General features: G+C 73.3%; 21 protein-coding genes and 2 tRNA genes. 13 read left to right on the top strand and 10 right to left on the bottom strand.

The features are described 5' to 3' along the window. Nucleotides 1-5 precede the first annotated feature (5 nt). The 4 genes from HGB54_RS05000 to HGB54_RS04985 are packed head-to-tail and all read left to right on the top strand — an operon-like array spanning nucleotide 6 to nucleotide 4,167. A complete protein-coding gene (locus tag HGB54_RS05000; protein ID WP_168915466.1) occupies nucleotides 6-959 on the top strand; it encodes a hypothetical protein in 954 nt (317 codons plus the stop codon). 48 nt (nucleotides 960-1,007) lie between these two features. Further along, nucleotides 1,008-2,171, top strand: coding sequence for a sensor histidine kinase (locus tag HGB54_RS04995; RefSeq protein ID WP_168915465.1), 1,164 nt, complete (start codon nucleotides 1,008-1,010; stop codon nucleotides 2,169-2,171). After that, complete coding sequence (locus HGB54_RS04990; protein ID WP_228545961.1) at nucleotides 2,168-3,460, top strand: hypothetical protein; 1,293 nt, start codon at nucleotides 2,168-2,170, stop codon at nucleotides 3,458-3,460. Before HGB54_RS04995 ends, HGB54_RS04990 begins: the two co-directional genes overlap by 4 nt. Before the next feature lie 50 nt (nucleotides 3,461-3,510). After that, nucleotides 3,511-4,167 carry a response regulator gene (locus tag HGB54_RS04985; protein ID WP_168915464.1) on the top strand — a complete coding sequence of 219 codons (657 nt, stop codon included), beginning with the start codon at nucleotides 3,511-3,513 and terminating at the stop codon, nucleotides 4,165-4,167. A gap of 45 nt (nucleotides 4,168-4,212) precedes the next feature. Here the strand turns inward: HGB54_RS04985 and HGB54_RS04980 are convergent, their stop codons facing one another. The 3 genes from HGB54_RS04980 to clpX all read right to left on the bottom strand — a co-directional run bounded on the left by HGB54_RS04980 (nucleotide 4,213) and on the right by clpX (nucleotide 7,558). Continuing rightward, nucleotides 4,213-5,394 carry an MFS transporter gene (locus HGB54_RS04980; protein WP_228545992.1) on the bottom strand — a complete coding sequence of 394 codons (1,182 nt, stop codon included), beginning with the start codon at nucleotides 5,392-5,394 and terminating at the stop codon, nucleotides 4,213-4,215. Nucleotides 5,395-5,663: 269 nt separating this feature from the next. Further along, nucleotides 5,664-6,188: a pyridoxine/pyridoxamine 5'-phosphate oxidase gene (locus HGB54_RS04975; RefSeq protein WP_168915463.1), complete on the bottom strand. Its 525-nt coding sequence runs from the start codon at nucleotides 6,186-6,188 to the stop codon at nucleotides 5,664-5,666. A 92-nt stretch (nucleotides 6,189-6,280) separates the two neighbouring features. Continuing rightward, nucleotides 6,281-7,558: an ATP-dependent Clp protease ATP-binding subunit ClpX gene (gene clpX / locus HGB54_RS04970; protein WP_168915462.1), complete on the bottom strand. Its 1,278-nt coding sequence runs from the start codon at nucleotides 7,556-7,558 to the stop codon at nucleotides 6,281-6,283. A 271-nt stretch (nucleotides 7,559-7,829) separates the two neighbouring features. On the opposite strand from clpX, the gene HGB54_RS04965 reads away from it, so the two are divergent. From HGB54_RS04965 to HGB54_RS04950, 4 genes are all read left to right on the top strand, one after another. After that, nucleotides 7,830-9,053 carry an IS256 family transposase gene (locus HGB54_RS04965; protein ID WP_166194845.1) on the top strand — a complete coding sequence of 408 codons (1,224 nt, stop codon included), beginning with the start codon at nucleotides 7,830-7,832 and terminating at the stop codon, nucleotides 9,051-9,053. 81 nt (nucleotides 9,054-9,134) lie between these two features. Beyond that, the gene (locus HGB54_RS04960) at nucleotides 9,135-9,782 is read left to right on the top strand and encodes a hypothetical protein (RefSeq protein ID WP_168915461.1); all 648 of its coding nucleotides are present in this window, start codon (nucleotides 9,135-9,137) and stop codon (nucleotides 9,780-9,782) included. Nucleotides 9,783-9,927: 145 nt separating this feature from the next. Beyond that, on the top strand, nucleotides 9,928-10,647 hold the full coding sequence (locus HGB54_RS04955; RefSeq protein ID WP_168915460.1) for a YcnI family protein: 720 nt from the start codon (nucleotides 9,928-9,930) through the stop codon (nucleotides 10,645-10,647). Between the two features lie 13 nt (nucleotides 10,648-10,660). Beyond that, nucleotides 10,661-11,377, top strand: a complete 717-nt coding sequence (locus tag HGB54_RS04950; protein WP_168915459.1) for a copper resistance CopC family protein — start codon at nucleotides 10,661-10,663, stop codon at nucleotides 11,375-11,377. 70 nt (nucleotides 11,378-11,447) lie between these two features. Here HGB54_RS04950 and HGB54_RS04945 read toward each other — a convergent pair whose 3' ends face one another. Next, a complete protein-coding gene (locus HGB54_RS04945; RefSeq protein ID WP_168915458.1) occupies nucleotides 11,448-12,107 on the bottom strand; it encodes an ATP-dependent Clp protease proteolytic subunit in 660 nt (219 codons plus the stop codon). A gap of 25 nt (nucleotides 12,108-12,132) precedes the next feature. After that, complete coding sequence (locus HGB54_RS04940; RefSeq protein ID WP_267237860.1) at nucleotides 12,133-12,804, bottom strand: ATP-dependent Clp protease proteolytic subunit; 672 nt, start codon at nucleotides 12,802-12,804, stop codon at nucleotides 12,133-12,135. 81 nt (nucleotides 12,805-12,885) lie between these two features. Between HGB54_RS04940 and HGB54_RS04935 the strand changes: the two genes are divergently transcribed. After that, on the top strand, nucleotides 12,886-13,485 hold the full coding sequence (locus tag HGB54_RS04935; RefSeq protein ID WP_168915456.1) for a GNAT family N-acetyltransferase: 600 nt from the start codon (nucleotides 12,886-12,888) through the stop codon (nucleotides 13,483-13,485). Nucleotides 13,486-13,550: 65 nt separating this feature from the next. On the opposite strand, the gene tig is transcribed toward HGB54_RS04935, so the two are convergent. Together tig and HGB54_RS04925 are read right to left on the bottom strand one after the other, a co-directional pair. Further along, complete coding sequence (gene tig / locus HGB54_RS04930; protein ID WP_168915455.1) at nucleotides 13,551-14,906, bottom strand: trigger factor; 1,356 nt, start codon at nucleotides 14,904-14,906, stop codon at nucleotides 13,551-13,553. 44 nt (nucleotides 14,907-14,950) lie between these two features. Beyond that, a tRNA-Pro gene (locus HGB54_RS04925) sits at nucleotides 14,951-15,028 on the bottom strand. Between the two features lie 152 nt (nucleotides 15,029-15,180). Between HGB54_RS04925 and HGB54_RS04920 the strand changes: the two genes are divergently transcribed. After that, nucleotides 15,181-15,251 (top strand) — tRNA-Gly (locus tag HGB54_RS04920). An 88-nt stretch (nucleotides 15,252-15,339) separates the two neighbouring features. Here HGB54_RS04920 and HGB54_RS04915 read toward each other — a convergent pair. The 3 genes from HGB54_RS04915 to HGB54_RS04905 all read right to left on the bottom strand — a co-directional run bounded on the left by HGB54_RS04915 (nucleotide 15,340) and on the right by HGB54_RS04905 (nucleotide 17,845). Continuing rightward, the gene (locus tag HGB54_RS04915) at nucleotides 15,340-15,717 is read right to left on the bottom strand and encodes a PH domain-containing protein (RefSeq protein ID WP_168915454.1); all 378 of its coding nucleotides are present in this window, start codon (nucleotides 15,715-15,717) and stop codon (nucleotides 15,340-15,342) included. 72 nt (nucleotides 15,718-15,789) lie between these two features. Beyond that, complete coding sequence (locus HGB54_RS04910) at nucleotides 15,790-17,259, bottom strand: hypothetical protein (RefSeq protein ID WP_168914632.1); 1,470 nt, start codon at nucleotides 17,257-17,259, stop codon at nucleotides 15,790-15,792. A 79-nt stretch (nucleotides 17,260-17,338) separates the two neighbouring features. Next, nucleotides 17,339-17,845 (bottom strand): RNA polymerase sigma factor, encoded by a 507-nt coding sequence (locus HGB54_RS04905; RefSeq protein ID WP_168915453.1) that lies wholly within the window; start codon nucleotides 17,843-17,845, stop codon nucleotides 17,339-17,341. A gap of 116 nt (nucleotides 17,846-17,961) precedes the next feature. Between HGB54_RS04905 and HGB54_RS04900 the strand changes: the two genes are divergently transcribed. From HGB54_RS04900 to HGB54_RS04890, 3 genes are all read left to right on the top strand, one after another. Further along, nucleotides 17,962-21,678 carry an SCO7613 C-terminal domain-containing membrane protein gene (locus HGB54_RS04900; RefSeq protein WP_168915452.1) on the top strand — a complete coding sequence of 1,239 codons (3,717 nt, stop codon included), beginning with the start codon at nucleotides 17,962-17,964 and terminating at the stop codon, nucleotides 21,676-21,678. Between the two features lie 130 nt (nucleotides 21,679-21,808). After that, on the top strand, nucleotides 21,809-22,294 hold the full coding sequence (locus tag HGB54_RS04895; RefSeq protein ID WP_168915451.1) for a Dps family protein: 486 nt from the start codon (nucleotides 21,809-21,811) through the stop codon (nucleotides 22,292-22,294). Nucleotides 22,295-22,514: 220 nt separating this feature from the next. Further along, a complete protein-coding gene (locus HGB54_RS04890; RefSeq protein ID WP_168915450.1) occupies nucleotides 22,515-23,468 on the top strand; it encodes an IS481 family transposase in 954 nt (317 codons plus the stop codon). Nucleotides 23,469-23,481 lie beyond the last annotated feature (13 nt).

Raw genomic sequence — 23,481 nt, 5'->3', positions numbered from 1 at the left:
AGGGGATGCGCGGCGCAGGGGCAGCGGCGGCGCTCCTGCTCGCCGCGCTGCTGCCCCTCGCGGGCTGCGCGGCGGCCCCGCCCTCCCCCGCCGGGCCCGACGAGCCGGAGCCGACGGCCGGGCCCCTCGCCGCCGCCGTCGACGAGCTGCACGTCGTCGCCGAGGTGTACCGCACGCGCTCCGACCCGGGTCGCGGCGGCATCCAGCTCTCCCTCCGCAACGACGGCGCCGCACCGCTCGTCGTCCGCTCCGCCCGCCTCGACTCCCCCGCCCTCGCCGCCGCTGCGACGCGCGAGGACGAGGCGACCGTCCCCGCGGGCCTGCAGCGCGATCTGCCGATGCTGCTGCCCGCGCCCGTCTGCGAGGGATCCGCGGCGCCGGCGCCGCCCGAGGCCGTCCTCGAGGTGCTGCTCGCCGACGGCACGACCGCCGAGCTGCGCCTGCCCACCGCGGATCGCATCGGGCAGTGGGCGCGCTGGCATGCGGAGGCGTGCCTGGCCGCCACCGCCGCCGCGCTCGCCGAGCTGCGCCTGGAGGCGGCGCCGGCCGCGGAGGGCGAGATCGGCGTGCGGCTCGTGGCCGCTCCGGGGGCCGGCGGCGCGGAGGGGGCCAGCGGTGCGGAGGGCGGCGGCTCGGTGCGCCTGCTCGAGGTGAGCGGCTCGGTGCTGCTGAGCGCGCTCGACGCCGACGGGCGGCCCGCAGCGGGCATCCCGGTGCCGTCGGCGCTGTCGACCGCGCCGACCGAGCTCGCCCTGCGCTACGCCCCCGCGCGCTGCGATGCGCACGCGATCGCCGATGACAAGCAGGGCACGCACCTGCGCGTGCGGCTGGCGATCACGACCGAGGAGGGCGTGCGGGAGGGCGAGGTCGTCGTCGTGCCCGAGCCCGCGGTGCGCGACGCCCTGCTCGCGGCGGTCGTGGCGGCCTGCGCGTCGCGCTCGCCGGGCGACGGCGGGTGAGAGACTGACCGCAGAGCCGCGAGCGGCACCGAATCGCCCGGGAGACCCATGGATCTGATCGACAAGGAGCGCCGGGCGCTGCTGCAGCACGCCGCCCGGGCGCTCGGCCTCGTCGGCGTCGTGATCTCGGCGTTCTGCCTCTCGCTGCCGGGCGTGGTCGAGCCCGACGTGCTGCCCTCGGTGCTCATCGTGCTCGCCGGCCAGTCGGCGGCGCTCGTCATGGTGGGGCGCTCGCCGCACGTCGGCTGGCCCGCGCTGACGATCGTGCTCGGCTGCGGCGCCCTCGTGCTGGCGCAGCTGCCCTTCGACGGCACCGTCTCGGCCTCGCTGCCGATCGCGCTCTCCCCCCTCGCCGCCGCGGGCGTCGGGGCGGTGGGCACGGTGCTCAGCGAGGGGCGCGGCCGATGGATGCTCTGGGCCCTCGGCACCCTCGCCTCGAGTCTGCTCGTCGCCCTCGCCGGCCCCACGCGCGGCCTCGTCTCGGTGCCCGCGATCGCGACCGTCGCGGGCTGGGCCATCACGCTCATCATCGGCATCTGGGTCACCGCGGGGGTGCGCCGCGGCTTGCGCCGGATCGCCCAGATCGGTCTCGCCCACCAGGCGGAGCGCCAGGCGAGCGAGACCGAGGCCCAGCGCCGCCAGAGCGCGCGCCTGCTGCACGACACCGTGCTCGCCACCCTCACCCTGCTCGCGCACTCCGGCGTCGGCGTGAGCGCCGACGCGCTGCGCCAGCAGGCGGCGGAGGACGCGAACCTGCTGCGCCAGCTGCGGCTCGGCTCGACGCCCATGCCGCGCTTCTCCGGCTCGTACAGCCTCGAGCCGGTGGGCGAGACGACGCTCGGCACGACCCTCGAGTCGGTCAAGCAGCGCTTCCTGCGCATGGGGCTCACGGTGCGCTGGCACGGCACGGGCCAGGTGCTGCTGCCGAACGACGTGCTCGACGCCTTCCTGCTCGCCCTCGCCGAGTGCCTCGAGAACGTGCGCCGGCACGCCGGCGTCACCGAGGCCGACGTCACGATCACCGAGAGCGACGACGCCCTGCGCGCCGTGGTCACCGACGCGGGCGTCGGCTTCGACCCGACCGCGATCACGACCGAGCGGCTCGGCTTCAGCGAGTCCGTCGTCGCCCGCCTGCGCGACGTCGGCGGCAACACCCGCGTCTTCTCCACCCCGGGCGCCGGCACGACCGTGATGCTGGAGGTGCCCCGATGAGCTTCGCGCAGCCGAGCGGCCGGCCCGACCGGCCGAGCAGCCCCTTCGCCTTCCCCGACGAGTCGACCCTCGGCGGCAGCGTGCGCCCGGCGGGCGCGCGCTCGGCGGTGCGCCGCGGCAGCCCCACCTCGACGCACGGCTCGGCGCTCGGCACCGGGTTCCTCGGCATCGGCGTCGCGATCGTCGCGGCCCTCCAGTCGATGATCGGCCTCGGGCTCTTCCTCGCCCGCGCGGGCGACTACCCGGTGCTGCTGCCCGCCCTCGGGGCGTGGATGCTCCTGCTGGGCACCTTCCTCGCGCTCATCATCACGATCTCGGCGACGGGCGAGCGGCTGCCCGACTGGTTGTACGCGGTGTTCCTCACCGCGCTGGCCGCCGTCGTCGCCCTCGACTTCATCGCGATCGCCCCGCTCGACGACGTCGGCCGCTGGGCGACCGCCTCGGTGAGCGCGGGCTTCGTGCTGCTCGTCGTCGTGACGCTGCGCGCCCCGTGGGAGGTGCTGGCGGCCGCCGTGGCCCTCGGTGCGGCCTTCGTCGTCGCGATCGCGCTCACGACCCCGCTCACGCCGGTCACCCTGCCCTGGCAGCTCGTCACCGTCGCCCTCGCGGTCGCGCCCGGCGTCACCGGCGTGCTGCTCGTCGCGGGCTTCGAGAGGATGCTCAAGCGCGAGCTCGACCGCGTGCTCGTGCAGTCGACGGTCACCGCGCCGCGGCTCGCCGTCGGCATGCTCGCCTCGGAGGAGCTCGCCCGCCTCGACCTCGCGGCCGAGGAGCTGCTCGACGCCGTCGCCGAGGGCAAGGTGCCCCTGCCCCTGCGGCCGAAGGTGGCCTCGCAGGCTTCCGGCCTCGCCACCGAGCTGCGCCTGCACCTGCTGGAAGGCCGGCGCGAGACCTGGCTGTTCCACGCCGTCACCGAGTCGGAGCAGCTGGGCAAGCGCGTCACCGTGAGCGACCCGGGCACGCTCGCGGGGCTGCTCGACGACGTGCAGCGCGACGCGCTCCTCGCAGCCCTGTGGATGTTCGGCGCCGATCCGCTCGGATCCGCGCCCGCCGAGTCGGTCACCATCGCGCTCGGCCCGATGACCTCCGCGATGATCGACGGGCACGGCCGCACCCTCGTGCCCGTCGTCATCGAGGTCGTCGGCCTGAAACGGAATCGCGTCGACCCCGGAGTGTGGGAGGCCCTGGACAAGGTCGGGCGATACAGTGACTCGACGGCGAAGGGCGCGGTGCGCATCGAGATCGACTGCCCGGTCGAGAATCCGGTCGACGCCGCCCGCCCCTCCTGAGCCCTCCCCCCGGGGGCCAGGGATCCGCGATTTTCGGAGGATACGAATCCATGACCGACGCCCCCATCCGCCTCGCCCTGGTCGACGACCACCGCATGCTCCTCGGCGCGCTCACGGAGTGGATCCGGCAGGCCGCGGACGACATCTCGATGGTCGCCGCCGTCGCGAGCTGGCCCGAGCTGCTCGCCCACCCCGAGTTCCCCGTCGAGGTCGTGCTGCTCGACCTCGACCTCAAGGACAACATCCCCGTCTCGCTCAAGATCCAGACGCTCAAGGCCACCGGCGTCGCCGTCGTGCTCATGAGCACCTACAGCGAGCCGAACGTCGTTCGCGAGGCCCTCAACGCCGGCGCGCTCGGCTACCTCGTCAAGAGCGAGGACGCCGGCATGATCGTCGAGGCCATCCGCGCCGCCAAAGCCGGCGAGTCGTTCATCTCGGCCGAGCTCGACCTCGCCCTCAACGCCGCCGACGTCGGCGGCTCGCCGCGGCTCAGCGCGCAGGAGCGCCGCGTGATGGCGCTCTACGGCGCGGGCGAGCCCGTGAAGGCCGTGGCCTACCAGCTCGGCATCTCGGAGGAGACGGCGAAGAGCTACCTCAAGCGCATCCGCGAGAAGTATCGCATCGCGGGCATTGACGTCGGCACGAAGGTGGCGCTGCGCAAGCAGGCCATCACCGACGGCATCCTGGTCGACGCGCAGGGCGCCTGAGCCCGGGCGCTGCCGCGCGGCCCGCGGCGGGCATCCCCCGACCGGTCAGGCGAGGCGCGCGGCCCGGCGCTCGAGCGCGACGCTGAGCACGGCGAGCAGCACGCCGCCGATCGCGAGGGCGAGCCCCACCCACGACGGCGCGAGGTAGCCCCAGCCGGCCGCGACGACGACGCCGCCGAGCGCGGCCCCGAGCGCGTTGCCGATGTTGAGGGCCGAGTGGTTGAGCGCCGCGGCGAGCGTCTGCGACTCCCCCGCGACGTCCATGAGGCGGGTCTGGATGATCGGGCTGAGCGTCGCCGCCATGAAGCCGACCAGCGCGGTGCCGACGAAGAGCCCCACGGGGTTCGCGCCGGTGAGGCCCAGCAGGGTCACCGAGACGATGAGCCCGCCGAAGCCGAGAAAGATCGCGCGCACGGTGCCGCCGTCGGCGAGGCGGCCGCCGATGAGGTTGCCGATCGTCATCGCGATGCCGGTCGTGACGAGGATGATCGGCACGATCGACTCGGGCAGGCCCGCCTCGTCGGTGACCATCGGCGCGATGTAGGTGTACATCGCGAAGAAGCCGCCGAAGCCGATGGCACCCACGAGCAGCGCGATCCAGACCTGCAGCGAGGCGAAGGCGGCGAGCTCGGAGCGGATGGTCGAGCGCGGGTTGCCCGGCTGCCACGGCACGAGCAGGCGGATGGCGATCGCGGTCGCGGCGAAGAGCGCGGCGACGAGCAGGTAGGCGACGCGCCAGCCCTGGGTCTGGCCGACCGCGGTGAGCACTGGCACCCCGATGACCGTGGCGATGGTGAGCCCGCTGAGCACGAGCGCGACGCCCTGCCCGCGCTTGCCCGGCCCCATGAGGTCGGCCGCCACGAGCGCGGCCACGCCGAAGTAGGCGCCGTGCGGCAGCGCCGCGACGAAGCGCGCGATGAGCACGGTCTCGAAAGTCGGCAGCAGCGCCGAGGCGATGGTGCCGAGGGTGAAGGCGATCGCGAGGGCGATGAGCAGCGTGCGGCGCGGCATGCGCGCGGCGAAGGCGGCGATCGTCGGAGCGCCGACGACGACGCCGAGCGCGTAGGCGGTGATGAGCGCGCCGGCCTGCGCGTTGGCCTGCTCGGAGCTCGCCCCGTACAGCGCGGGCAGCAGGTCGCGGGCGAAGTCGGGCAGCAGGCCCATGGCGACGAACTCGGTCGAGCCGATGCCGAAGCCGCCGAGCGAGAGCGCGAGCAGCGCGGCGATGACGCGGCCCCGGCTGAGCGGGGCGCCGTGGCGGTCGCGGGCGACGAAGTCATCGTCGGGGCTGCCGCTGCCGCCGGTCGGGATGCTGCTGCCGGTGCCGCGCGCGGGCCGGCGCTCGGCGGGGATCACGGGGATCGGGGCGGTGGGGAAGCTCACGAGGTCCTTCGGATCGGCGGGACGGTCAGTCTATCGAAACGATTCGATGCGCTCAGCCATTCCCGCCGCGCCGACTGCGCCTCGCTCCTCCCGCGGACGCGCGTCGCGGCCGATCAGACGCCGAAGCGGTACCAGTGCCGCACGTGCCGGCGGTCGGCGCGCGCCTGCCAGAACTCGATCTCGGTCGGCTGCAGTGCCCAGGCCGCCCAGTCGGGGTTGCTCGGCTCGATGACGCCGGGCCGGGCGGCCCAGTCGGCCGCGGCGACGGAGGAGTCGAGCTCTTCGACCTCGCCGGTGACGCGGATCTGCCGCCCGCGGGTCGGCCAGTAGAAGGTGAGGGCCGCGGAGGGGTTCGCCGCGAGGTCGACGCCCTTGCGGGTGGATCGCGCCCCGGCGAAGACCCAGAGGCCGTCGAGCAGGTCCTTGAGGATGAGCGTGCGGGCGGTGACGTGGCCGGTGGGCCCGGCGGTGGAGAGCGTCGCGGCGTGCGGCTGGTGCACCCCGGCGGCGAGGGCCTCGTCGAGCCACTGCGCGAAGAGCTCGGCCGCATCATCCGGCGCCCGGGCCGGGTCGAAGACGGGCAGATCCTCGGGGAAGTCGGGGAGCGCCCGGAGGCGGTCGCGCAGTGGCTCGGTCATGCGCTCAGGCTATGCCGCGCATCCCGAACCGACCAGGGGAACCGCCGGGAGCGCCACCGCCGAGCCTGCGGGACGGGACGGGCGGGTGGCGCCTACGCGCTCTTCTCGCGGCGGATGCTCGCCCGCGGCACGATCGTCGGCGCGGCGTTCTCGAGCACGGCCTCGCGGGTCACGACGACCTTGGCGACCTCGTCGCTGGACGGCACCTCGAACATGATCGGCCCGAGCACCTCCTCCATGATCGCGCGCAGGCCGCGGGCGCCGGTCTGGCGCAGCACGGCGAGGTCGGCGATGGCGTCGAGGGCGCCCTGCTCGAAGTCGAGCTCGACGCCGTCGAGCTCGAACATGCGCTGGTACTGGCGCACGATCGCGTTCTTCGGGGTCGTGAGGATCTCGATGAGGGCGACGCGGTCGAGCGGCGTGACCGTGGTGACGACGGGGAGGCGCCCGATGAACTCGGGGATGAGGCCGAACTTGTGCAGGTCCTCCGGTAGCACCTCGCTGAAGAGGTTCTTCTCCTGCGCCTTGTCGTGCAGGGGGGCGCCGAAGCCGATGCCGCGCTTGCCCGCGCGCTGGCTGATGATGTCTTCCAGGCCCGCGAAGGCGCCGGCCACGATGAACAGCACGTTCGTCGTGTCGATCTGGATGAACTCCTGGTGGGGGTGCTTGCGCCCGCCCTGGGGCGGCACGCTCGCGACGGTGCCCTCGAGGATCTTCAGCAGCGCCTGCTGCACGCCCTCGCCCGAGACGTCGCGCGTGATCGACGGGTTCTCGGCCTTGCGGGCGATCTTGTCGACCTCGTCGATGTAGATGATGCCCGTCTCGGCCCGCTTGACGTCGTAGTCGGCGGCCTGGATGAGCTTGAGGAGGATGTTCTCGACGTCCTCCCCGACGTAGCCGGCCTCGGTGAGCGCGGTGGCGTCGGCGACGGCGAAGGGCACGTTGAGGCGCTTCGCGAGGGTCTGGGCCAGGTACGTCTTGCCGCAGCCGGTCGGGCCGATCAGCAGGATGTTGCTCTTCGAGATCTCGACGTCGTCGGCGAGCTGGTCGGCGGCGGTGAGTGCCTGGCCGGCGCGGATGCGCTTGTAGTGGTTGTAGACGGCGACGGAGAGGGCCCGCTTGGCGGCGCCCTGCCCGATGACGTACTCCTCGAGGAAGGAGTAGATCTCCTTCGGCTTGGGCAGCTCGAAGTCGGCGGATTCGGTCTCGCCCGACTCGGCCAGGCGCTCCTCGATGATCTCGTTGCAGAGCTCCACGCACTCGTCGCAGATGTACACGCCGGGGCCGGCGATCAGCTGCTGCACCTGCTTCTGGCTCTTCCCGCAGAACGAGCACTTCAGCAGGTCGGCGCTCTCCCCGATACGGGCCATGAGCCACCCCTCCTCACGTGATTGCCCCGAGCCTATCCCGCCGCACCGACATCGTGGCGCACGCGGCGACCCCGCGGGTGTCGGCCGATCGAGCGGCCGGGCGCGGGGCTCCGAACACAGGGCACGGCTGCCGCTGGGGCGCCGATCCGGGTGGCGTCCCCTGGGTTGGTGTAGTTTCCCGGCTCGGGTGTCACGTCGTGGACGTGGTGAGCCATCGTGCGATGGTCAGTGAGAACTGTCTAGGAATCTCACGGAAGGACACAAACGCACGATGGCTCTTGACCAGTCTGCCCTCCTCGAGCTACTCGGGGAACTGAAACTCACCGATGTGAACGACCGGATCCGGGTCGCGACCGAGACGCTCTACCAGGAGCTGATCGACGCGGAAGCAGCTGCGTTCATCGGCGCTGCCCCGTTCGAACGCTCCCCGGACCGTACGACGCAGCGCAACGGGACCCGGCTGCGGACCCTCACCACCACCGCGGGGGAGCTGGAGTTGCGGATCCCGAAGCTGCGGCAGGGATCGTTTTTCCCGTCGCTGCTGGAACGCCGCCGCCGGGTCGATCAGGCCCTGTTCGCGGTCGTGATGGAGGCGTACGTCCACGGCGTCTCCACCCGCAAGGTCGACGACCTGGTGAAGGCGCTCGGTGCCGACACCGGGATCAGCAAGTCGGAGGTGTCGCGGATCTGCAGCAACCTCGACGAGGACGTCGCGGCGTTCCGCGATCGGCCGCTCGCGGACAGCACGTACCCGTACGTGTTCCTCGACGCGACCTACTGCAAAGCCCGCGTCGGCCGGCGGGTCGTCTCCCAAGCCGTCGTCGTCGCGGTCGGTGTCGCCGCCGACGGGCGCAGGGAAGTCCTCGGCTTCGAGGTCGGGGACACCGAATCGCAACCGTTCTGGACCGCGTTCCTTCGCTCGCTGAAGGCCCGCGGGCTGGGCGGAGTGAAGCTGGTGATCTCCGACGCGCACACCGGGCTGATCGCGGCGATCGACACCGTCTTCCAAGGCTCGTCATGGCAGCGGTGTCGGGTCCACTTCATGCGCAACGTGCTTGCCAACGTCCCCAAGACCGCTGGGCCGATGGTCGCGTCGATCATCCGCACGATCTTCGCCCAGCCAGACACCGAGCACGTGTTCACCCAATTCCACGAAGTCGTCCGCATGCTCTCGAGGTCGCACCCGAAGATCGCCGGCATGCTCGAGGACGCGCAGAACGACATCCTCGCGTTCTGTCAGTTTCCCGCCACACACTGGCGGCAGATCTGGTCCACGAACCCGCTCGAGCGGGTCAACAAGGAGATCAAACGCCGCACCGACGTCGTCGGCACATTCCCCAACCCCGCCGCGTTGCTGCGCCTGGCCGGACACGTCCTGATCGAGCAACACGACGAATGGGACGGCGCTGACCGCCGCTACTTCAGCGAGCACTCCATGAAGCTCCTGAACGTCACCGAAGAGGAGGTCGCGATCCCGGAACTCGCTGCGGCATAATCACAACAGCTGACCCGCACGGTGTTGAGAAACTCCACCACTCAGCGGGACGTCACCCCGATCCGTAGACTGGGAGGCACGGTGCTGGATGCTCCCGCCGCACTCCGCGACCGCCGCAGCCGCACCGCTGCCTCCCTCGTCGTCGCCGCGCTCGCGATCGTCGTCACCGCGGTCGGTCACGGCCTCGCCGGCGGGGCCATGCCGCATCCGGTCGCCCTGGCCCTCGGCCTCGTCGTCACCGCGCTCGTGGGCATCCTCGTCATCGGGTCGCGCCCGACCGCGGGCCGTCTCGCCCTCGGTGTCAGCGTCGACCAGCTCCTGCTGCACGTCCTCTTCACCGCGCTCGGAACGGCGGCCGCTCCCGCGGCCACCGCCCTCGCGCCCGGCGCCGCGCACGCGGCGCACGCCGCTCCCGCGCTCCTGCCCGGGCACGCCTCGGGGGGGGGCAGCGCGCTCCTCGCCCTCCTCGACCCGGTCATGGCGGGGCACCACGCGCTCGCCGGGATTGTCGTCATCGCGCTGCTGCTGCGGGGACGGGCATCCCTCGCCGCCGCATTCGGCGCGCTCGGGCTGCGCATCCGCCGCGCGCTCACCCCGCTCGACGCGCTGCGCGCGCCCGTGACCCCGCGCCCCGTTGCGGCCCACGCGGCTCCGGCCGCCCCGCGCTCCGCCCTCGCGCCGCGCCCCGAGCGGCGCCGCGGCCCACCGGCGTTCGCCCTGGCCGCCTGAGCCGAGCGCCTCCTCCCCCTCCGCAGGGCGATGGACGGGCGCGCGGTGCGGTCACGCGCACGCTCCCATCCCCGCCGCTCGGCCTCGGCCCGCGCCCTCCTGGCGCCGCCGTCGCTCCGCGGCACCCTGACTCAGGAGAACTCCCATGATCAAGCGCCACCTCGCCATCCCCGCCGTCGTCGCAGGGGCACTGCTCGCCCTCGCCGCCCCGACCGCGGCATCCGCCCACGTGTCCGCATCCGCCACGAGCGCCGCCCCCGGCGCGTACACCGTCGTCACCCTCAGCGTGCCCCACGGCTGCGAGGGCTCGCCCACGCAGGTCGTCACGATCGACATCCCCGAGTCGGTGCCGTCGGTCACCCCGACGATCAACCCGCTCTGGACCGTCGAGAAGGTCATGGTGCCGCTCGACGAGCCCGTCGAGAGCAGCTACGGCGAGCCGCTCACCGAGCGCGTCGGCCAGGTCGTCTACACCTCGACCTCCGGCGGGCTCGAGGACGGGTTCCGCGACGTCTTCGCGCTCTCGCTGCAGCTGCCGCAGGGCGAGGAGGGCGAGGCGGTCGAGTTCCGCACCACGCAGACCTGCACCGAGGGCACCGCCGTCTGGGAGGGCGAGGACGTCCCCTCGGTCGTGCTCGCCGGCGCGGCCGAGGCCGGCCACGGCGCGAGCGATGCCGCGCCCTCCGATGAGGAGACCGCCACGACGACCGCCGCCGACGGCGACGCGAGCGCGGCATCCACCACCACCGCCACAGGACAGGGCGACGTGCTCGCCCGCGTGCTCGGCGTTCTCGGACTCCTCGTGGGTATCGTGGGCGTCGCGCTCGCCGTCATCAGCCGTCGCGCCGCGCGCGCCTCGGCCTAAGGAAGGAGACGCCATGCGTCGCACCACCGCTGCAGCGAGCATCATCGGGATGTCCGCGCTGCTCGCCCTCGGCACCAGCCTGCCGGCGAGCGCCCACAACTACGTCGCCTCGTCGACCCCCTCCGAGGGCGAGGCCGTCACGGCCGTGCCGGAGGGCTTCGTGCTCACGACGAACGAGCCGATGCTCGCCCCCGAGGGCGCAGCCGGAGCGGAGACGGCGGGCTTCGCCATCCAGGTCACCGACGCCGCCGGGCTGTACTACGGCGACGGCTGCCTCGAGGTCGCCGGCACGACGATGGGCATGGGCGCCGGTCTCGGGGAGGCGGGCGACTACACGCTCACGTACCAGTTCATCTCGGCCGACGGCCACACGGTGAGCGAGAGCTACGGCTTCAGCTACGCCCCGGCCGGCGACGCCGCGGTGCAGACCGGGCTCGCCGAGCCGCCCGTCTGCGGCGAGGCCTCGGTCACGGGCGAGGCCCCGGCAGAGCCGGCGCCGAGCGAGGTGCCCGACGCGAGCGCCGAGCCCGAGGCGACGGACGAGGCGGCGACGCCCGCGCCGAGCGACGACGCGTCCGCGACCGAGGCGAGCAGCACCGACGAGACGGGCCTCGTGCTCGGCATCGTGGGCGGCGTCCTCGCCCTGCTGCTCGTCGCCGGCATCGTCACCGCGATCGTGCTCGCCCGCCGCCGCGCGGCCGGCGGCGCGGGGTCGGCACCGGTCGACTGACGCGCACCCGCGAACGACGAGGGCCCCGCATCCGGTGAATGGATGCGGGGCCCTCGTACTGTGGCGCGAGTTACGCGGTCAACGCGTTGAGCGTCTTGCGGCTCGTGAGCACCTGGTCGATGAGGCCGTACTCGAGGGCCTCGGCCGCGATGAGGATCTTGTCGCGGTCGATGTCCTTGTTGACCTGCTCCTTGGTGCGGTTGGAGTGGTGCGCGAGGGTCTCCTCGAGCCACTCGCGCAGGCGCGCGATCTCCTTCGCCTGGATCTCGATGTCGGAGGCCTGACCGCGGCCCGCATCGCCCGTGGCGGGCTGGTGGATGAGCACGCGCGCGTTCGGCAGGGCGAGGCGCTTGCCCGGGGTGCCGGCGGCGAGCAGCACGGCCGCGGCGGAGGCCGCCTGGCCCAGCACGACCGTCTGGATCTCGGGACGGATGTACTGCATCGTGTCGTAGATCGCCGTCATGGCCGTGAACGAGCCGCCGGGGCTGTTGATGTACATGACGATGTCGCGGTCGGGATCCTGCGACTCGAGGACGAGCAGCTGCGCCATGACGTCGTCGGCGCTCGCGTCGTCGACCTGCACGCCGAGGAAGATGATGCGGTCCTCGAAGAGCTTCGCGTACGGGTCCTGCCGCTTGTAGCCGTAGGCCGTGCGCTCCTCGAAGCTGGGGAGGATGTAGCGGCTGCTCGGCATCGCGAGCGGGGAGCCGCCGAGGTTCGGGGTTTCCATGTGCGTCTCTCTCTGTCTCGCGGGCCTAGGCCTGGGTTCCGCCGCCGCCGACGATGTCGGTGGCCGAAGCGCGGATGTGGTCGACGAAGCCGTACTCGAGCGCCTCCTGGGCGTTGAACCAGCGGTCGCGGTCGCCGTCGATGTTGATCTGCTCGACGGTCTTGCCGGTCTGCTCGGCCGTGATCTCGGCGAGGCGGTGCTTCATGTCGGTGATGAGCGCGGCCTGCGTCTGGATGTCGCTCGAGGTGCCGCCGAAGCCGCCGTGCGGCTGGTGCAGCAGCACGCGGGCGTTGGGCGTGATGTAGCGCTTGCCCTTCGTGCCCGCCGTCAGCAGCAGCTGGCCCATCGAGGCGGCCATGCCGATGCCGACCGTGACGATGTCGTTGGGCACGAACTGCATCGTGTCGTAGATGGCCATGCCCGCCGTCACCGAGCCGCCGGGCGAGTTGACGTAGAGGTAGATGTCCTTCTCAGGATCCTCGGCCGCGAGAAGCAGGAGCTTCGCCGCGATCTCGTTGGCGTTGTCATCGCGCACCTCGGAACCGAGCCAGATGATCCGGTCTTTCAGAAGGCGGTCGAAAACACTGTTGGGCATTGCCGGTTCGGCCATGGGAGTGAGCTCCTTGTTCGTCTCGTGGTTCGAATCTACAGAAGCCAACGCGCGCGCCCGGCCGTGTTCGCCGTGGGCAGAGACCATGTCGCGGCGGCGCTCAGGAAGGCGGTCCACGGGCGCTCGTCGGGCGCTCCCCCGACGCTCGCCGGCCGCTACCGTGGCCCCATGCCGCGCTTCCGACGCCCCGCCCCCGCCGACCTGCCCGCCCTCTACCGGGTGTGCCTGCAGACCGGCGCCGCGGGGGCGGATGCGAGCTCGACGTACGCCGACCCCGACCTGCTGGGCCACCTCTGGTGCGCTCCGCACGCCATCACCGACCCGGCGCTGTGCGAGGTCGTCGACGACGAGAGCGGGGTGGCGGGGTACCTGGTCGCGACGGCGGACACTCCGAGGTTCGAGGCGTGGTGCGCGCAGAGCTGGTGGCCTCCGCTGCAGTCGCGGTACCCGCTCGAGCAGGCGCGGCCCGCGGCCGATCAGGAGCTCGTGCGCAGCATCCATTCGCCCGAGACGACGCCGGCGGCGATCACCGGGCCGTTCCCGGCGCACCTGCACATCAACCTGCTGCCGCGGCTGCAGGGGCAGGGGGCGGGCGGGATGCTCATCGCACGCCTGCTCGACCGCCTGCGCTCGCGGGGCGTCGCCGGGGTGCACCTCGGGGTGGACGCCGCGAACACGCACGCGATCGGCTTCTACGAGCACCAGGGCTTCACGCGGGTCGCCGTCGAGGACGACGGCGGGATCATCATGGGCCTGCGGCTCACCTGACCCCGCGGGGACGCGGAAGGGCCCGGCGCTCGCGCGCCGGGCCCTTCGCTTCGTGCGGGTGCTGCCTAGTGGTTGTGACCCTCGTGGTCGTCTTGGCTCTCCTCGTCGCCCTCCTCGGGGATGGCGTCGGTGACGGGCTCGGTGGCCGCGGCGGTGAAGGCGGAGAGGTCGACCTCGTCGCCGTTGCCGTCGACGACCTTCGCCTTGCTGAGGGCGACCGAGAGCGCCTTCGAGCGGGCGACCTCGCCGACCATCGACGGGATCTGGCCGTTCTGGTCGAGCAGCTTGATGAACTCGCCCGGCTCCATGTTGTACTGCGCGGCGCCCTGGATGAGGTACTGGGTGAGCTCCTGCTGGCTGACCTTGACCTCCTCCTTCTCGGCGAGCGCGTCGAGGAAGATCTGGTTCGTGAAGGTGGTCTTCGTCGACTCGGTGACCTCGGCGCGGTGCACGTCGTCCTCGAGGCGGTTCTCGTTCTCGAGGTGGCGGTGCACCTCCTGCTCGACGAGCGAGTCGGGGACGGGGATCTCGACCTCGGCCAGCAGCTTCTCCAGCAGCAGGTCGCGGGCCTGCGAGCCCTGACCGAAGGCCTTGTTGCGCTTGACCTGCTCGCGGATGTCGTCGGTCAGCTCGGCGAAGGTGTCGAACTGGCTGGCGATCTGGGCGAAGTCGTCGTCGGCCTCGGGCAGCTCGCGCTCCTTGACGGAGAGCACGGTGACCTCGATCTGGGCGGTCTTGCCCTCGTGGTCGCCGCCGAGCAGAACCGACTCGAAGGTGGTGGTCTCGCCGGCGCTGAGCGAGTCGAGCGCCTCGTCGATGCCCTCGATGAGCTCGCCCGAGCCGACCTCGTACGAGATCGAGCTGGCGGTGTCGACGGTGTTGCCCTCGACGGTCGCGGTGAGGTCGATCTGCACGAAGTCGCCGGTCGCGGCGGGGCGGTCGACGGTGATGAGGGTGCCGAAGCGCGAGCGCAGCTGGTCGAGCTCGGCCTGCACCTCCTCGTCGGTGACCTCGGCGGTGTCGACGGTGAGCTCGATGCCGTCGTAGTTCGGGATGTCGAACTCGGGCCGAACGTCGACCTCGACCTCGATCTTCAGGTCGCCCGAGAAGTCCTTCTCGCTGGGCCAGTCGGTGACGTCGGCCGAGGGACGGCCGAGGGTGCGCAGCTTCTGCTCCTGCACGGCGGCGCGGAAGAAGCCGTCGAGGCCCTCGCTGACGGCGTGGTTGAGCACCTCGCCGCGGCCGACGCGCTGGTCGACGATGGGCGGCGGCACCTTGCCCTTGCGGAAGCCCGGGATGCTCACCGACTCGGCGATGTGCTTGTACGCGTGCTCGATGCTGGGCTTGAGCTCCTCCGGCGTGACCGTGATGGCGATCTTGACGCGGGTGGGGCTCAGCTTCTCAACCGTGGACTGGACCAAAAGGGGTTCTCCTGAGTGTGTTGGCGTGCGGCATGGGGGGATCGTGGTCGGGGCGACAGGATTTGAACCTGCGACCTCCCGCTCCCAAAGCGGGCGCTCTAGCCAAGCTGAGCTACGCCCCGAAGAGGCCGACCCGTCGACCAGAGCAACGGAAGACGAGGTCGTCCGAAAAATGGCCTCGGCAAGTCTAGCCGAGCGGAGCCCTCCGGACGCCGGGAGCCTCGTCGGGGATGCGTTAGGCTTGCGTCTCGCACGGGCCGGGAACGGCCCTCGCGGGGATGTAGCTCAATGGTAGAGCCTCAGTCTTCCAAACTGATCACGCGGGTTCGATTCCCGTCATCCCCTCTCTGCTCACTGCTTCGCCGCCGCTTCTGCGGCGAACGCCTGGCGGCTGCGCCGCCGCCCCTCACATCGTCGCGCCGCTCGCGTGCGGCTACGCCTTCGCGACGGAGAGCACCGCCCAGGCGATGAGCGAGTCGATGCGTCGGACGTCGGCACCCTTTGCGAGCTTGATCTTGATGTGGCCGGCGCGCGTCCAGAGCTCGATCTCGGAGTTGAAGTCGAGGCGGCCCGCGTTCTCCGACGACCACATGTTGATCATCGAGTACGGCAGCGAGTAGATCTCCACCTTCTTGCCGGTGATGCCTTGCGCATCGCGAACGATCAGACGACGAGTCGTGAAGGTCGCCGAGTCGCGGAAGGTGCTGAACGAGGCGACGGCGGTCTCGCCGTCGACGAGCAGCGAGGTGACGTCGGGCGGGATGGGGATCTCCTGCTGGAGGGTCCACGTGAGCATCGGGGCGGTTTCCATGCTGGGACTGTGCCATGAGCCGTCCTCGCCGGATCGGTGCGACTCGCGGTGCGCTCGCGCGCGACGCACGCACTACTCCTCGCGGAACAGTTCCACCTCGACCGGCTCGGGCAGGGCGATGACGCCCTCCTCGAGCGAGATGACCGTGGAGTACCAGCCCTCCGGCTGCAGGTACGCGTAGCCCGGTACGAGCCAGGCGTCGCCCTGGGCATCCCACACCAGCAGCATCGTCGCCTCCGCCTCCTCGAGCGTCACCGTCACCTGCTCGGGCGTCGGCTCGGGCAGGGGCTCCGGAAGCGGCTCCGGCAAGGGCTCGGGCAGCGGCTCGATGGTCGGCTCCGGCTCCGGCTCCGGCTCGGGCAGCGGCACGGGGGCCGGCTCGGTGCCGGGCAGCGGCTCGACCGTCATGTCGGGCTTGGGCTGCGGCTCGTTGTCGGGGATGACGGAGGGCGCGGGGTCTGGCTCGGCCGGCACGGTGGGGTCGACGGGCGACGAGACGGGAGCATCCGGCCCGGTCGATTCGAGCGCGACCTCGGGCACGCCGCGCGCGGCGGTGTCGGCGAGCGCCATCACGCCGCCCTGGTAGTCGGGGCCGCCCGAGCCGAACCAGCGGCCGTCGGCCAGGCGGTCGACGGCGTCGGCGGCCGAGACGGTGCCGTACTCGCCGCGGTCGACGAGCTGCGCCGTGTGACCGGATGCCCAGGCCAGCTCGCCCGTCGAGGACCACGATGCCGCCCACTCCACGGCGGTGCGCACGCCGTCGACCTCGAGCGAGGCGAGCGCGGTGACCTGCCACTCGTCGCCCTGCACGCGCACGTCGTCGGCGTCGACGTCGAGGCCGGTCGCGGCGAAGAGCTCGAGCGCGTCCTCGAGCGCCTCCTGCTCGCTCGGCACGGAGCCGGCAGGCTGCGGGTTCTGCTCGTCCGGGGCGAAGACGGGGTTCGCGTCGGGGTCGGAGAACCACCAGGCGCCCGTTCCGTAGTCGCCGAGCACGAGGGAGGCCGCCGTGCCGTCCTCGGCGCCGATGAGGAGCGTGGGGAAGCTCGGATCGGAGGAGGACGACGCGGCCGGCTCGCCCTCGAGCCCGACGGCGGCGGCGATCTCGCGCAGCGACTGCTCGCCCGACTCGGGGCGCTCGACGGCGTAGGCGCGGCCGCTGCCGGCATCGGTGCCGAGGCCCGGGCCGGCGAGGTAGGTGTAGTCGATCCACTGCGCGATGCGCGACTCGTCGGCGGCGCCGAGCGTCGCGGCCTCGGGGCCGGCCGCTCCCCCGCCCGCGACGGTGAAGAGCGGCGCATCGGGGACGCCCGGCATGGTCGCCGGCACGACGACGAGCGCGATGGCGGTGGCGCCGGCGAGCGCGAGCACCGCACCGCCGGAGGCCTGGGCGACGCGGCCGCGGTTGACGAGCCGCGGAGCGCGACGGTCGGCAGCGCCGTCGACCACAGAGGTCGGCAGGGCGGGCGCGTCGTCCGCGCGGTCGAGCGAGCGGCGCAGGCGCGCGTCGAGGTCGGGGGTGGGGGTGTCGTCGTGCGCGGTCATACCGGGGGAACGTCGCGGGCGGGCGCGATCTTTCACGACGCGTCGACAGCGCTTCGGGATGCCCGGCGCGGGCCGCGCGCTACTCGGCCGTGCGCTCCCGCTCGAGGGCCGCCGCGAGCGCCTTCTTCGCCCGGTGCAGGCGGATGCTGACGGCATTGGGCGTGGAGCCGGCGGCCACGGCGATCTCGGCCACGGGCATCCCCTCGAGCACGGCCAGGGCGAGCACCTCGCGGTCGCGGGGGCGCAGCGCCGCCCAGGCCGCGGCGAGCGCCGGCTCGGTGTCGTCGACGAAGGCATCGGCGGCGGGCGCGGAGTCGGGGGCGATGAGCAGGTGCGCGAGGGATGCGCGCGTCGCGAGGCGGCGGCGGTGGTTGGCGACGACGTAGGAGGCGATGCGGTAGAGCCAGGGCAGCTCCTCGCCGGGCGCGACCGCGGCCCGCTTGCGCCAGGCGATGGCGAAGACGTCGGCGGCGAGATCCTCGACGGCCGTCCCGTCGACGCGACGGCGCAGGTAGCCGCTGACCGCGGGCAGGCATCGCGTGTAGGCCTCGGCGAAGGCCCGGGCCTCGTCGCGCTGCTCGGTCATGCGCCCATCATGGCGCGCTCGCCGCTCCTCCCCCGTCAGTCGGCGCGCCATGTCGTCCCCAGCCCATGCGCGTCAGGAGGCCCGGCGCGGCCGCGCAGCCGATAGCGTGTGCCGCGATGAGCGAGACACCCTCGACCCCGGTGCCCGGCAGCGCTGATCGCAGCGCGACCGACGACGATGCGATGTGGGCCGGTCGCGTCGACTTCCCCCGCGGGCCCGGCGATCTGCGGTCGGTGACGACCTGCCCCGCCTGCCACGCGCCGCTGCGCTCGGCCGTCTGCACCGTCTGCTCGCTCGATCTGCGGCATCCCGACGCGGCCGAGCTCGCGGCGCTCTCCGCGCAGACCGCCGACCTGCTGGATGCCCGCCGCGCCCTCATCGGCCGCCTGCGCCGCGACGCCCACGTCGCGAGCCGCGCGCGCGCCGCCGAGTCGCTCGCGGTGCCCGCCCCGACCGCGGCGGCGCACGCCGCCGCGCCGGTGGCCGCGCCGGTCACCGCTCCCGCGCTCCCGACCGCCGGGGCGCCGGCGGCCGTCGGCGATTCGCCCGCGGGACCGCCGCCTGCCTCGACCATCCCGCCGCGGTCCGCACCCGCCGCGGCCGCGCCGCGCCGCTCGGGCCGCTCCGGCATCCAGGTCGCGCTCCTCGTCGTCGGCATCAGCCTGCTGTCGATCTTCGCGATCTTCTGGCTGGCCTACGCCTTCCTCGTCTACGGCTCGACCGTGCGCATGCTCATCATCGCGGCGGGCACGCTCGCGACGCTCGCCGCCGCCGCGGCGCTCTCCCGCCGCGGGCTCACCGCGACCGCCGAGGGCATCGCCGTGCTCGGCACGATCATCCTCGTGCTCGACGCGTGGGCGCTGCGGGCGAACGATCCGGGCGGCATCGGAGCGGTCGAAGCGCCGCTGTACTGGGGCGTCGCCCTGCTCGTCATCGCGGTCGTCGCCGTCGCGTGGTCGCGTCTCGGCGCCCTCGCCTCCCCGGCCGTCGGCGCCGCCCTCATCCTGCCGATCGGTGCCGCGCTCGTCGCCGGGCACATCGCCGACGCCGCCCGTCTCGAGGTCGACGCGGTCGCCGTCGTCGCGGGGCTCGCCGCCGTCCTCGCCGCCCTCGCGCACCCCGTCATGGCCCCGCCCGAGCGGCCCCGGACGGCCACCGTCGTCGCGCTGAGCGTCCTCGCGGCGGGCGCCCCCGGCGCGGTCCTCGCCCTCGCCGCCGGCATCGGCGGCAGCCTCGGCGAGAACGGGGTCGGCCCGCTCCCCCTCCTCACGGGCGCCGCGCTCGCGCTCGTCGCCGGCGCGCACGCGATCGGTGCCGCGCGTCTTCCGGGCCCGCCCGTGATCGGAGTCGCCGTCGCCGGCACGGCGGCCGCGGGCGGCACCCTCGCACTGCTCGCCGGTGCGGCGTCGACCATCGTGCAGAGCGACCCCGGGCCGACCACGGCCGCGGTGTCGCTGCTCGTGGTCGTCGCCCTCGCGGTCGCGCTCTCGCTCATTCCCGCGCGCGCCGGCCGCGCCCGCGACGTCGCGCGGCTCGGAGCGCTCCTCGCCGCCGCGACGGTCGCCGGCGCGGCCGCGACGGTGGCGCTCCTCAGCGCCGTCCGCCCCCTCCTCGAGGCGGCGGAGAACGTCATCACCGAGCTCGACGGCCCCGGGTCGATCGTGCAGATCGCGACCGAGTCCGACCTCGCCGCCCTCGGCGGCACCGCGGCGACCCTCGCTCTCATCGCGCTCGGCGGCCGCCTCGGCGGTCCGCTGCGCCCCCTCGTGCCGTTCACCGCGCCCGCCCTGGCCCTCCTCGTCGTGGCGGCCGTGCCCCTCGCCGGGGCGTGGTGGCTCGTGCTCGCCCTCGCGGCGGTGCTCGCGATCGGCGCGGCCTTCGCCGTCGCCCCTGCCCGCGCGATCGAGCCCGGGGCGTCCCGCTCGGCCGCGCTGGTCGCCCTCGGCATCCTCGCGGTCGGGGGCTCGCTCACCGCGCTCGTCGTGGCCCCGCGGCTCGACTCCGCCTGGATCCTCGGCACCGCCACCGCCCTGATCGCTATCGCGCTCGGCCGACGCGCGACCCCGCCCGGCGCCGCCACCGTCGGCGCGCTCGGGGTCGCCGTGGTGCTCGTCCTCGCCGCGGCGCCCGCCCTCGCCGACGACCTCGCCCGCGCCCGCATCGGGGCTACCGACGCGGGCGTCCTGCTCGCCCTCGCGGCGCTCGTGATCGTCGGCGCGGTGCTCGGCCGGCTCGACGACGCCGAGCGGAAGGCCGCCGCGCTCCTCGGCGCGGTCGGCGGCATCGGCGGGGCCCTGCTGCTCGCCGACGCCGACGCCGACGCGCGCGTCGCCGTCACCGACGGGCTCGCGGCCCTCCTCGCCATCGCCGCGGTCGCGCTCGTCGTGCTGCGCACCCGCCTCGTCGAGCTGCGCCGCCCCGCCGCCGCGCTGCTCGGGCCGGCGGTCGTCCTCCTCGTGATCGTGGGCCTGCGCGGCATCGCCGCCTCCGCCGGGTTCGATACCGTGGCCGGCGTGCGGCTGTGGGGTCCGATCGCGGCCCTCGCCGCGCTGCTGCTCGTCGCTGCCCTCGCCCTCGCGACCCTCGGCCGCGCGTCGCGGGCCGACGGCCGACCGGGCGAGCACCGCATGACCCGCGGGGCGATCGACGCGGGGGCGCTCGCCATCGGCCTCGGGATGCTCGGCCTCGCCCTCGACCGCGACTCCGCCGTCCTCGGCCTCCTGCTCTCCGCCGTGCTCGTCCTGATCGTCGCGCTCAGCGGCGACGGGCTCATCGGCTCGACCTCCCGCCGCCGCCACCTCGGGTGGATCGCGCTGGCGCTCGGCACCGCCTCCCTCTGGACGGGGCTCGCCGAGGAGGACGCCGCCGACCCCGAGGGCTACGCGCTGCCCCTCGCCGGCGCCCTGCTGCTCATCGCCGCCGCCCTCGCCCGGCGCGACGCCGACAGCGGCGCCCCCTCGCGCAGCACGGCGCCGCTCATCGGCGCGGCCCTCGCCATCGCGCTGCTGCCGGTCGGGCTGCTCAGCGGCATCGCGCCGGGCGCCCCGACGATCCGCTCCGCGGTGGTCGCGCTCGTCGCGCTCGCGCTGCTCGCCGCGGCCGTCGCCCGCACCGAGCGGCTCGAGCGGAGCATCCCGACCCTGCCCCTCGTGCTCGCGGGCGTCTCCGTCACTGCCCTCGGCGTCGTCGGCGGCGTGCTCACCGCCGACCTCGTCGCGACGCCGGCGGCACCGCTCGACGAGCAGCTGCGCGGCCTCCTCGTCGTCGTCGTGCTCGCCGGCGCCGCCGCCGCGGTGCGCGTCGGCACGAGCGGGGCCCTGCGCGACCCCGTCGCGGGCGTGCTGCTCGGGCTCGCCGGCCTCGTCGCCGCCGCGCTCGGGCTCGCCGGGGTCGTCGCGCCGGTCGAGCTCGTCGCCCTCCCCGTCGCGCTCGCGGCGCTCGCGATCGGCGTGCTCGAGCTCGACCGCCGGCCCGCCACGAGCAGCTGGCCGCTGCTCGCCCTCGGCATCCTGCTGCTGCTCGGCCCGAGCCTCATCGCCATCGCCGACGAGCCCGAGCCCTGGCGCATCGTCGCCCTCGGCGTCGTCAGCGCCGGCGTCATGCTCGGCGGGCTGCAGCAGCGGCTGCAGGCGCCCTTCGTGCTCGGCGGCTCGGTGCTGCTCGTGCACGCGCTCGTGCAGAGCTGGCCGCTGCTGAGCCGCGCCGCCGCGGCCGTCGACTGGTGGATCTGGCTCGGCATCGTCGGCATCCTCGTCGTCGCCGTCGCCGCCCGGTACGAGCGGCGTGTGCAGAACCTCACCGCCGTCGCGCGCCGCATCGCCGACCTGCGCTGACCGGCAGCGACCCGCGCCGGCCGCGAATCGCGCGCGCCGCTCGGCTGAGAGCCCCCTGCACGCTCCCTGCACGATGTCAGCCCCGGCGGCTACCGTGGCACTCGACCGGACTCCCCACGAAAGGACCGTCATGACCGACATCTCCTCCGCTCCCGAAGCCACCACCGACACTGAGATGACCACCGGGGTCGCGCAGTACCTCGCCCCCGTCGTCATCGACCTCAACGCGCTCGCGCTCGAGGGCAAGCAGGCCCACTGGCACGTGCGCGGCCCGAACTTCATCGGCGTGCACGAGCTGCTCGACACCCTCGTCGACCACGCCCGCGAGTACGGCGACACCGCCGCCGAGCGCATCGTGGCCATGGGCGAGGAGCTCGACGCCCGCACCGCCACGATCGCCGCGAAGACCTCCGTGCCGGCCGTCCGGTCGGGCTTCAACCAGTCGGAGGACTTCATCGCCGACGTCATCGCCGGCATCGACGCGGCGCTCGTCACCCTTCGCGCCGCGATCGAGGGGCTCGAGGAGATCGACGCCGTCAGCCAGGACCTCGCGATCGCCATCACCGCCGACCTCGAGAAGGACCGCTGGTTCCTCTTCTCGCACATCGCGAAGTAGCGCGAGCCGCGCGAGACGCAGCGCAGCACCACCCCGGACGGGCCGGATCACGCGAGTGACCGGCCCGTTCGGCGTCTCCGGCCCACAACGTGCGCGCGCGGGCCGCGGGTGAGCGCGCGCTAGATGTACTCGGCAGGGACGTTGGTGACACAACCGTTGTGAGACAGGGAGACCTCCTGGCTTAGTGGAGCTGTCTAGTTCTTCACTGCCAGGAGGTCTCGTGTCCCACGGTAATGCCCGCCTCAACGTCCGCGGGAGGTTGCTGCTGATCGATCGCGTGATCGGTCAGGGCCGCCCGGTCGCTCACGTCGCCGCCGAGCTCGGCATCTCCCGACAATGCGCCCATCGATGGGTCGGCCGGTTCCGGCAGGAAGGTGCCGCGGGGCTTCAGGACCGCTCCTCGCGCCCGCATCGCTCACCGAATCGAACACCGGCCCACCTCGAGCAACAAGTGTTGACTTTGCGACGCCGGCGCCGGGTCGGGCCGGCGAGACTTGCTGAGGAGTTGGGAATCCCAACCCGCACGATCGGCGCGATCCTTCACCGGCATGCCGTGCCGCGCCTGGCGGAATGCGATCCACTGACCGGGGCAGTGATCCGCGCCTCTCGCCGAACCGGGCTGCGTTATGAACGAGACCGGCCCGGCGAGCTGGTCCACATGGACGTGAAGAAGCTCGGCCGGATCCCCGACGGCGGCGGATGGCGCGCCCACGGCCGCAGCGAACAAGTCCGCGGCCGCGGCATCGGGTTCGACTACGTCCACTCCATGATCGATGACCACTCCCGGTTGGCGTATTCCGAGATCCTTCCCGACGAGAAAGGCATCACCTGCGCGCAGTTCCTGCTCCGCGCCGCGGACTACTTCGCCCAGCGCGGCATCACCCGCATCGAGCGGATCATGACCGACAACGCCTTCGCCTATCGCAAATCCCTCGCTGCTGCGGCGGCTCAACTCGGCGCGAAACAGGTCTTCATCCGTCCTCACTGCCCCTGGCAGAACGGCAAGGTCGAACGCCTGAACCGGACGCTGCAGATCGAATGGGCTTACCGGCAAGTGTTCACCTCCAACGACGACCGAGCGGCTGCGCTTGCGCCCTGGCTGGAGCACTACAACACTCAACGCATCCACACAGCCATCGGAGCACCCCCGATCAGCCGAGTGTCGCCAACGTGACTGCCGAGTACAG

The organism is Microcella flavibacter (genome assembly GCF_012530535.1).
Taxonomy (GTDB): domain Bacteria; phylum Actinomycetota; class Actinomycetes; order Actinomycetales; family Microbacteriaceae; genus Microcella; species Microcella flavibacter.
This window is presented reverse-complemented; position numbering and strand designations above follow the sequence as displayed.

What these genes read in the sequence shown, in the direction of transcription:
- HGB54_RS04910 (WP_168914632.1), bottom strand. Translation starts at nt 17,259, where the DNA reads ATGACCGCGCACGACGACACCCCCACCCCCGACCTCGACGCGCGCCTG.
- HGB54_RS04940 (WP_267237860.1), bottom strand. Translation starts at nt 12,804, where the DNA reads ATGGTCTCTGCCCACGGCGAACACGGCCGGGCGCGCGCGTTGGCTTCT.
- clpX (WP_168915462.1), bottom strand. Translation starts at nt 7,558, where the DNA reads ATGGCCCGTATCGGGGAGAGCGCCGACCTGCTGAAGTGCTCGTTCTGC.
- HGB54_RS04955 (WP_168915460.1), top strand. Translation starts at nt 9,928, where the DNA reads ATGATCAAGCGCCACCTCGCCATCCCCGCCGTCGTCGCAGGGGCACTG.
- HGB54_RS04950 (WP_168915459.1), top strand. Translation starts at nt 10,661, where the DNA reads ATGCGTCGCACCACCGCTGCAGCGAGCATCATCGGGATGTCCGCGCTG.
- HGB54_RS05000 (WP_168915466.1), top strand. Translation starts at nt 6, where the DNA reads ATGCGCGGCGCAGGGGCAGCGGCGGCGCTCCTGCTCGCCGCGCTGCTG.
- HGB54_RS04905 (WP_168915453.1), bottom strand. Translation starts at nt 17,845, where the DNA reads ATGACCGAGCAGCGCGACGAGGCCCGGGCCTTCGCCGAGGCCTACACG.
- HGB54_RS04895 (WP_168915451.1), top strand. Translation starts at nt 21,809, where the DNA reads ATGACCGACATCTCCTCCGCTCCCGAAGCCACCACCGACACTGAGATG.
- HGB54_RS04945 (WP_168915458.1), bottom strand. Translation starts at nt 12,107, where the DNA reads ATGGAAACCCCGAACCTCGGCGGCTCCCCGCTCGCGATGCCGAGCAGC.
- HGB54_RS04965 (WP_166194845.1), top strand. Translation starts at nt 7,830, where the DNA reads ATGGCTCTTGACCAGTCTGCCCTCCTCGAGCTACTCGGGGAACTGAAA.
- HGB54_RS04990 (WP_228545961.1), top strand. Translation starts at nt 2,168, where the DNA reads ATGAGCTTCGCGCAGCCGAGCGGCCGGCCCGACCGGCCGAGCAGCCCC.
- HGB54_RS04915 (WP_168915454.1), bottom strand. Translation starts at nt 15,717, where the DNA reads ATGGAAACCGCCCCGATGCTCACGTGGACCCTCCAGCAGGAGATCCCC.
- HGB54_RS04900 (WP_168915452.1), top strand. Translation starts at nt 17,962, where the DNA reads ATGAGCGAGACACCCTCGACCCCGGTGCCCGGCAGCGCTGATCGCAGC.
- HGB54_RS04975 (WP_168915463.1), bottom strand. Translation starts at nt 6,188, where the DNA reads ATGACCGAGCCACTGCGCGACCGCCTCCGGGCGCTCCCCGACTTCCCC.
- HGB54_RS04995 (WP_168915465.1), top strand. Translation starts at nt 1,008, where the DNA reads ATGGATCTGATCGACAAGGAGCGCCGGGCGCTGCTGCAGCACGCCGCC.
- HGB54_RS04985 (WP_168915464.1), top strand. Translation starts at nt 3,511, where the DNA reads ATGACCGACGCCCCCATCCGCCTCGCCCTGGTCGACGACCACCGCATG.
- HGB54_RS04935 (WP_168915456.1), top strand. Translation starts at nt 12,886, where the DNA reads ATGCCGCGCTTCCGACGCCCCGCCCCCGCCGACCTGCCCGCCCTCTAC.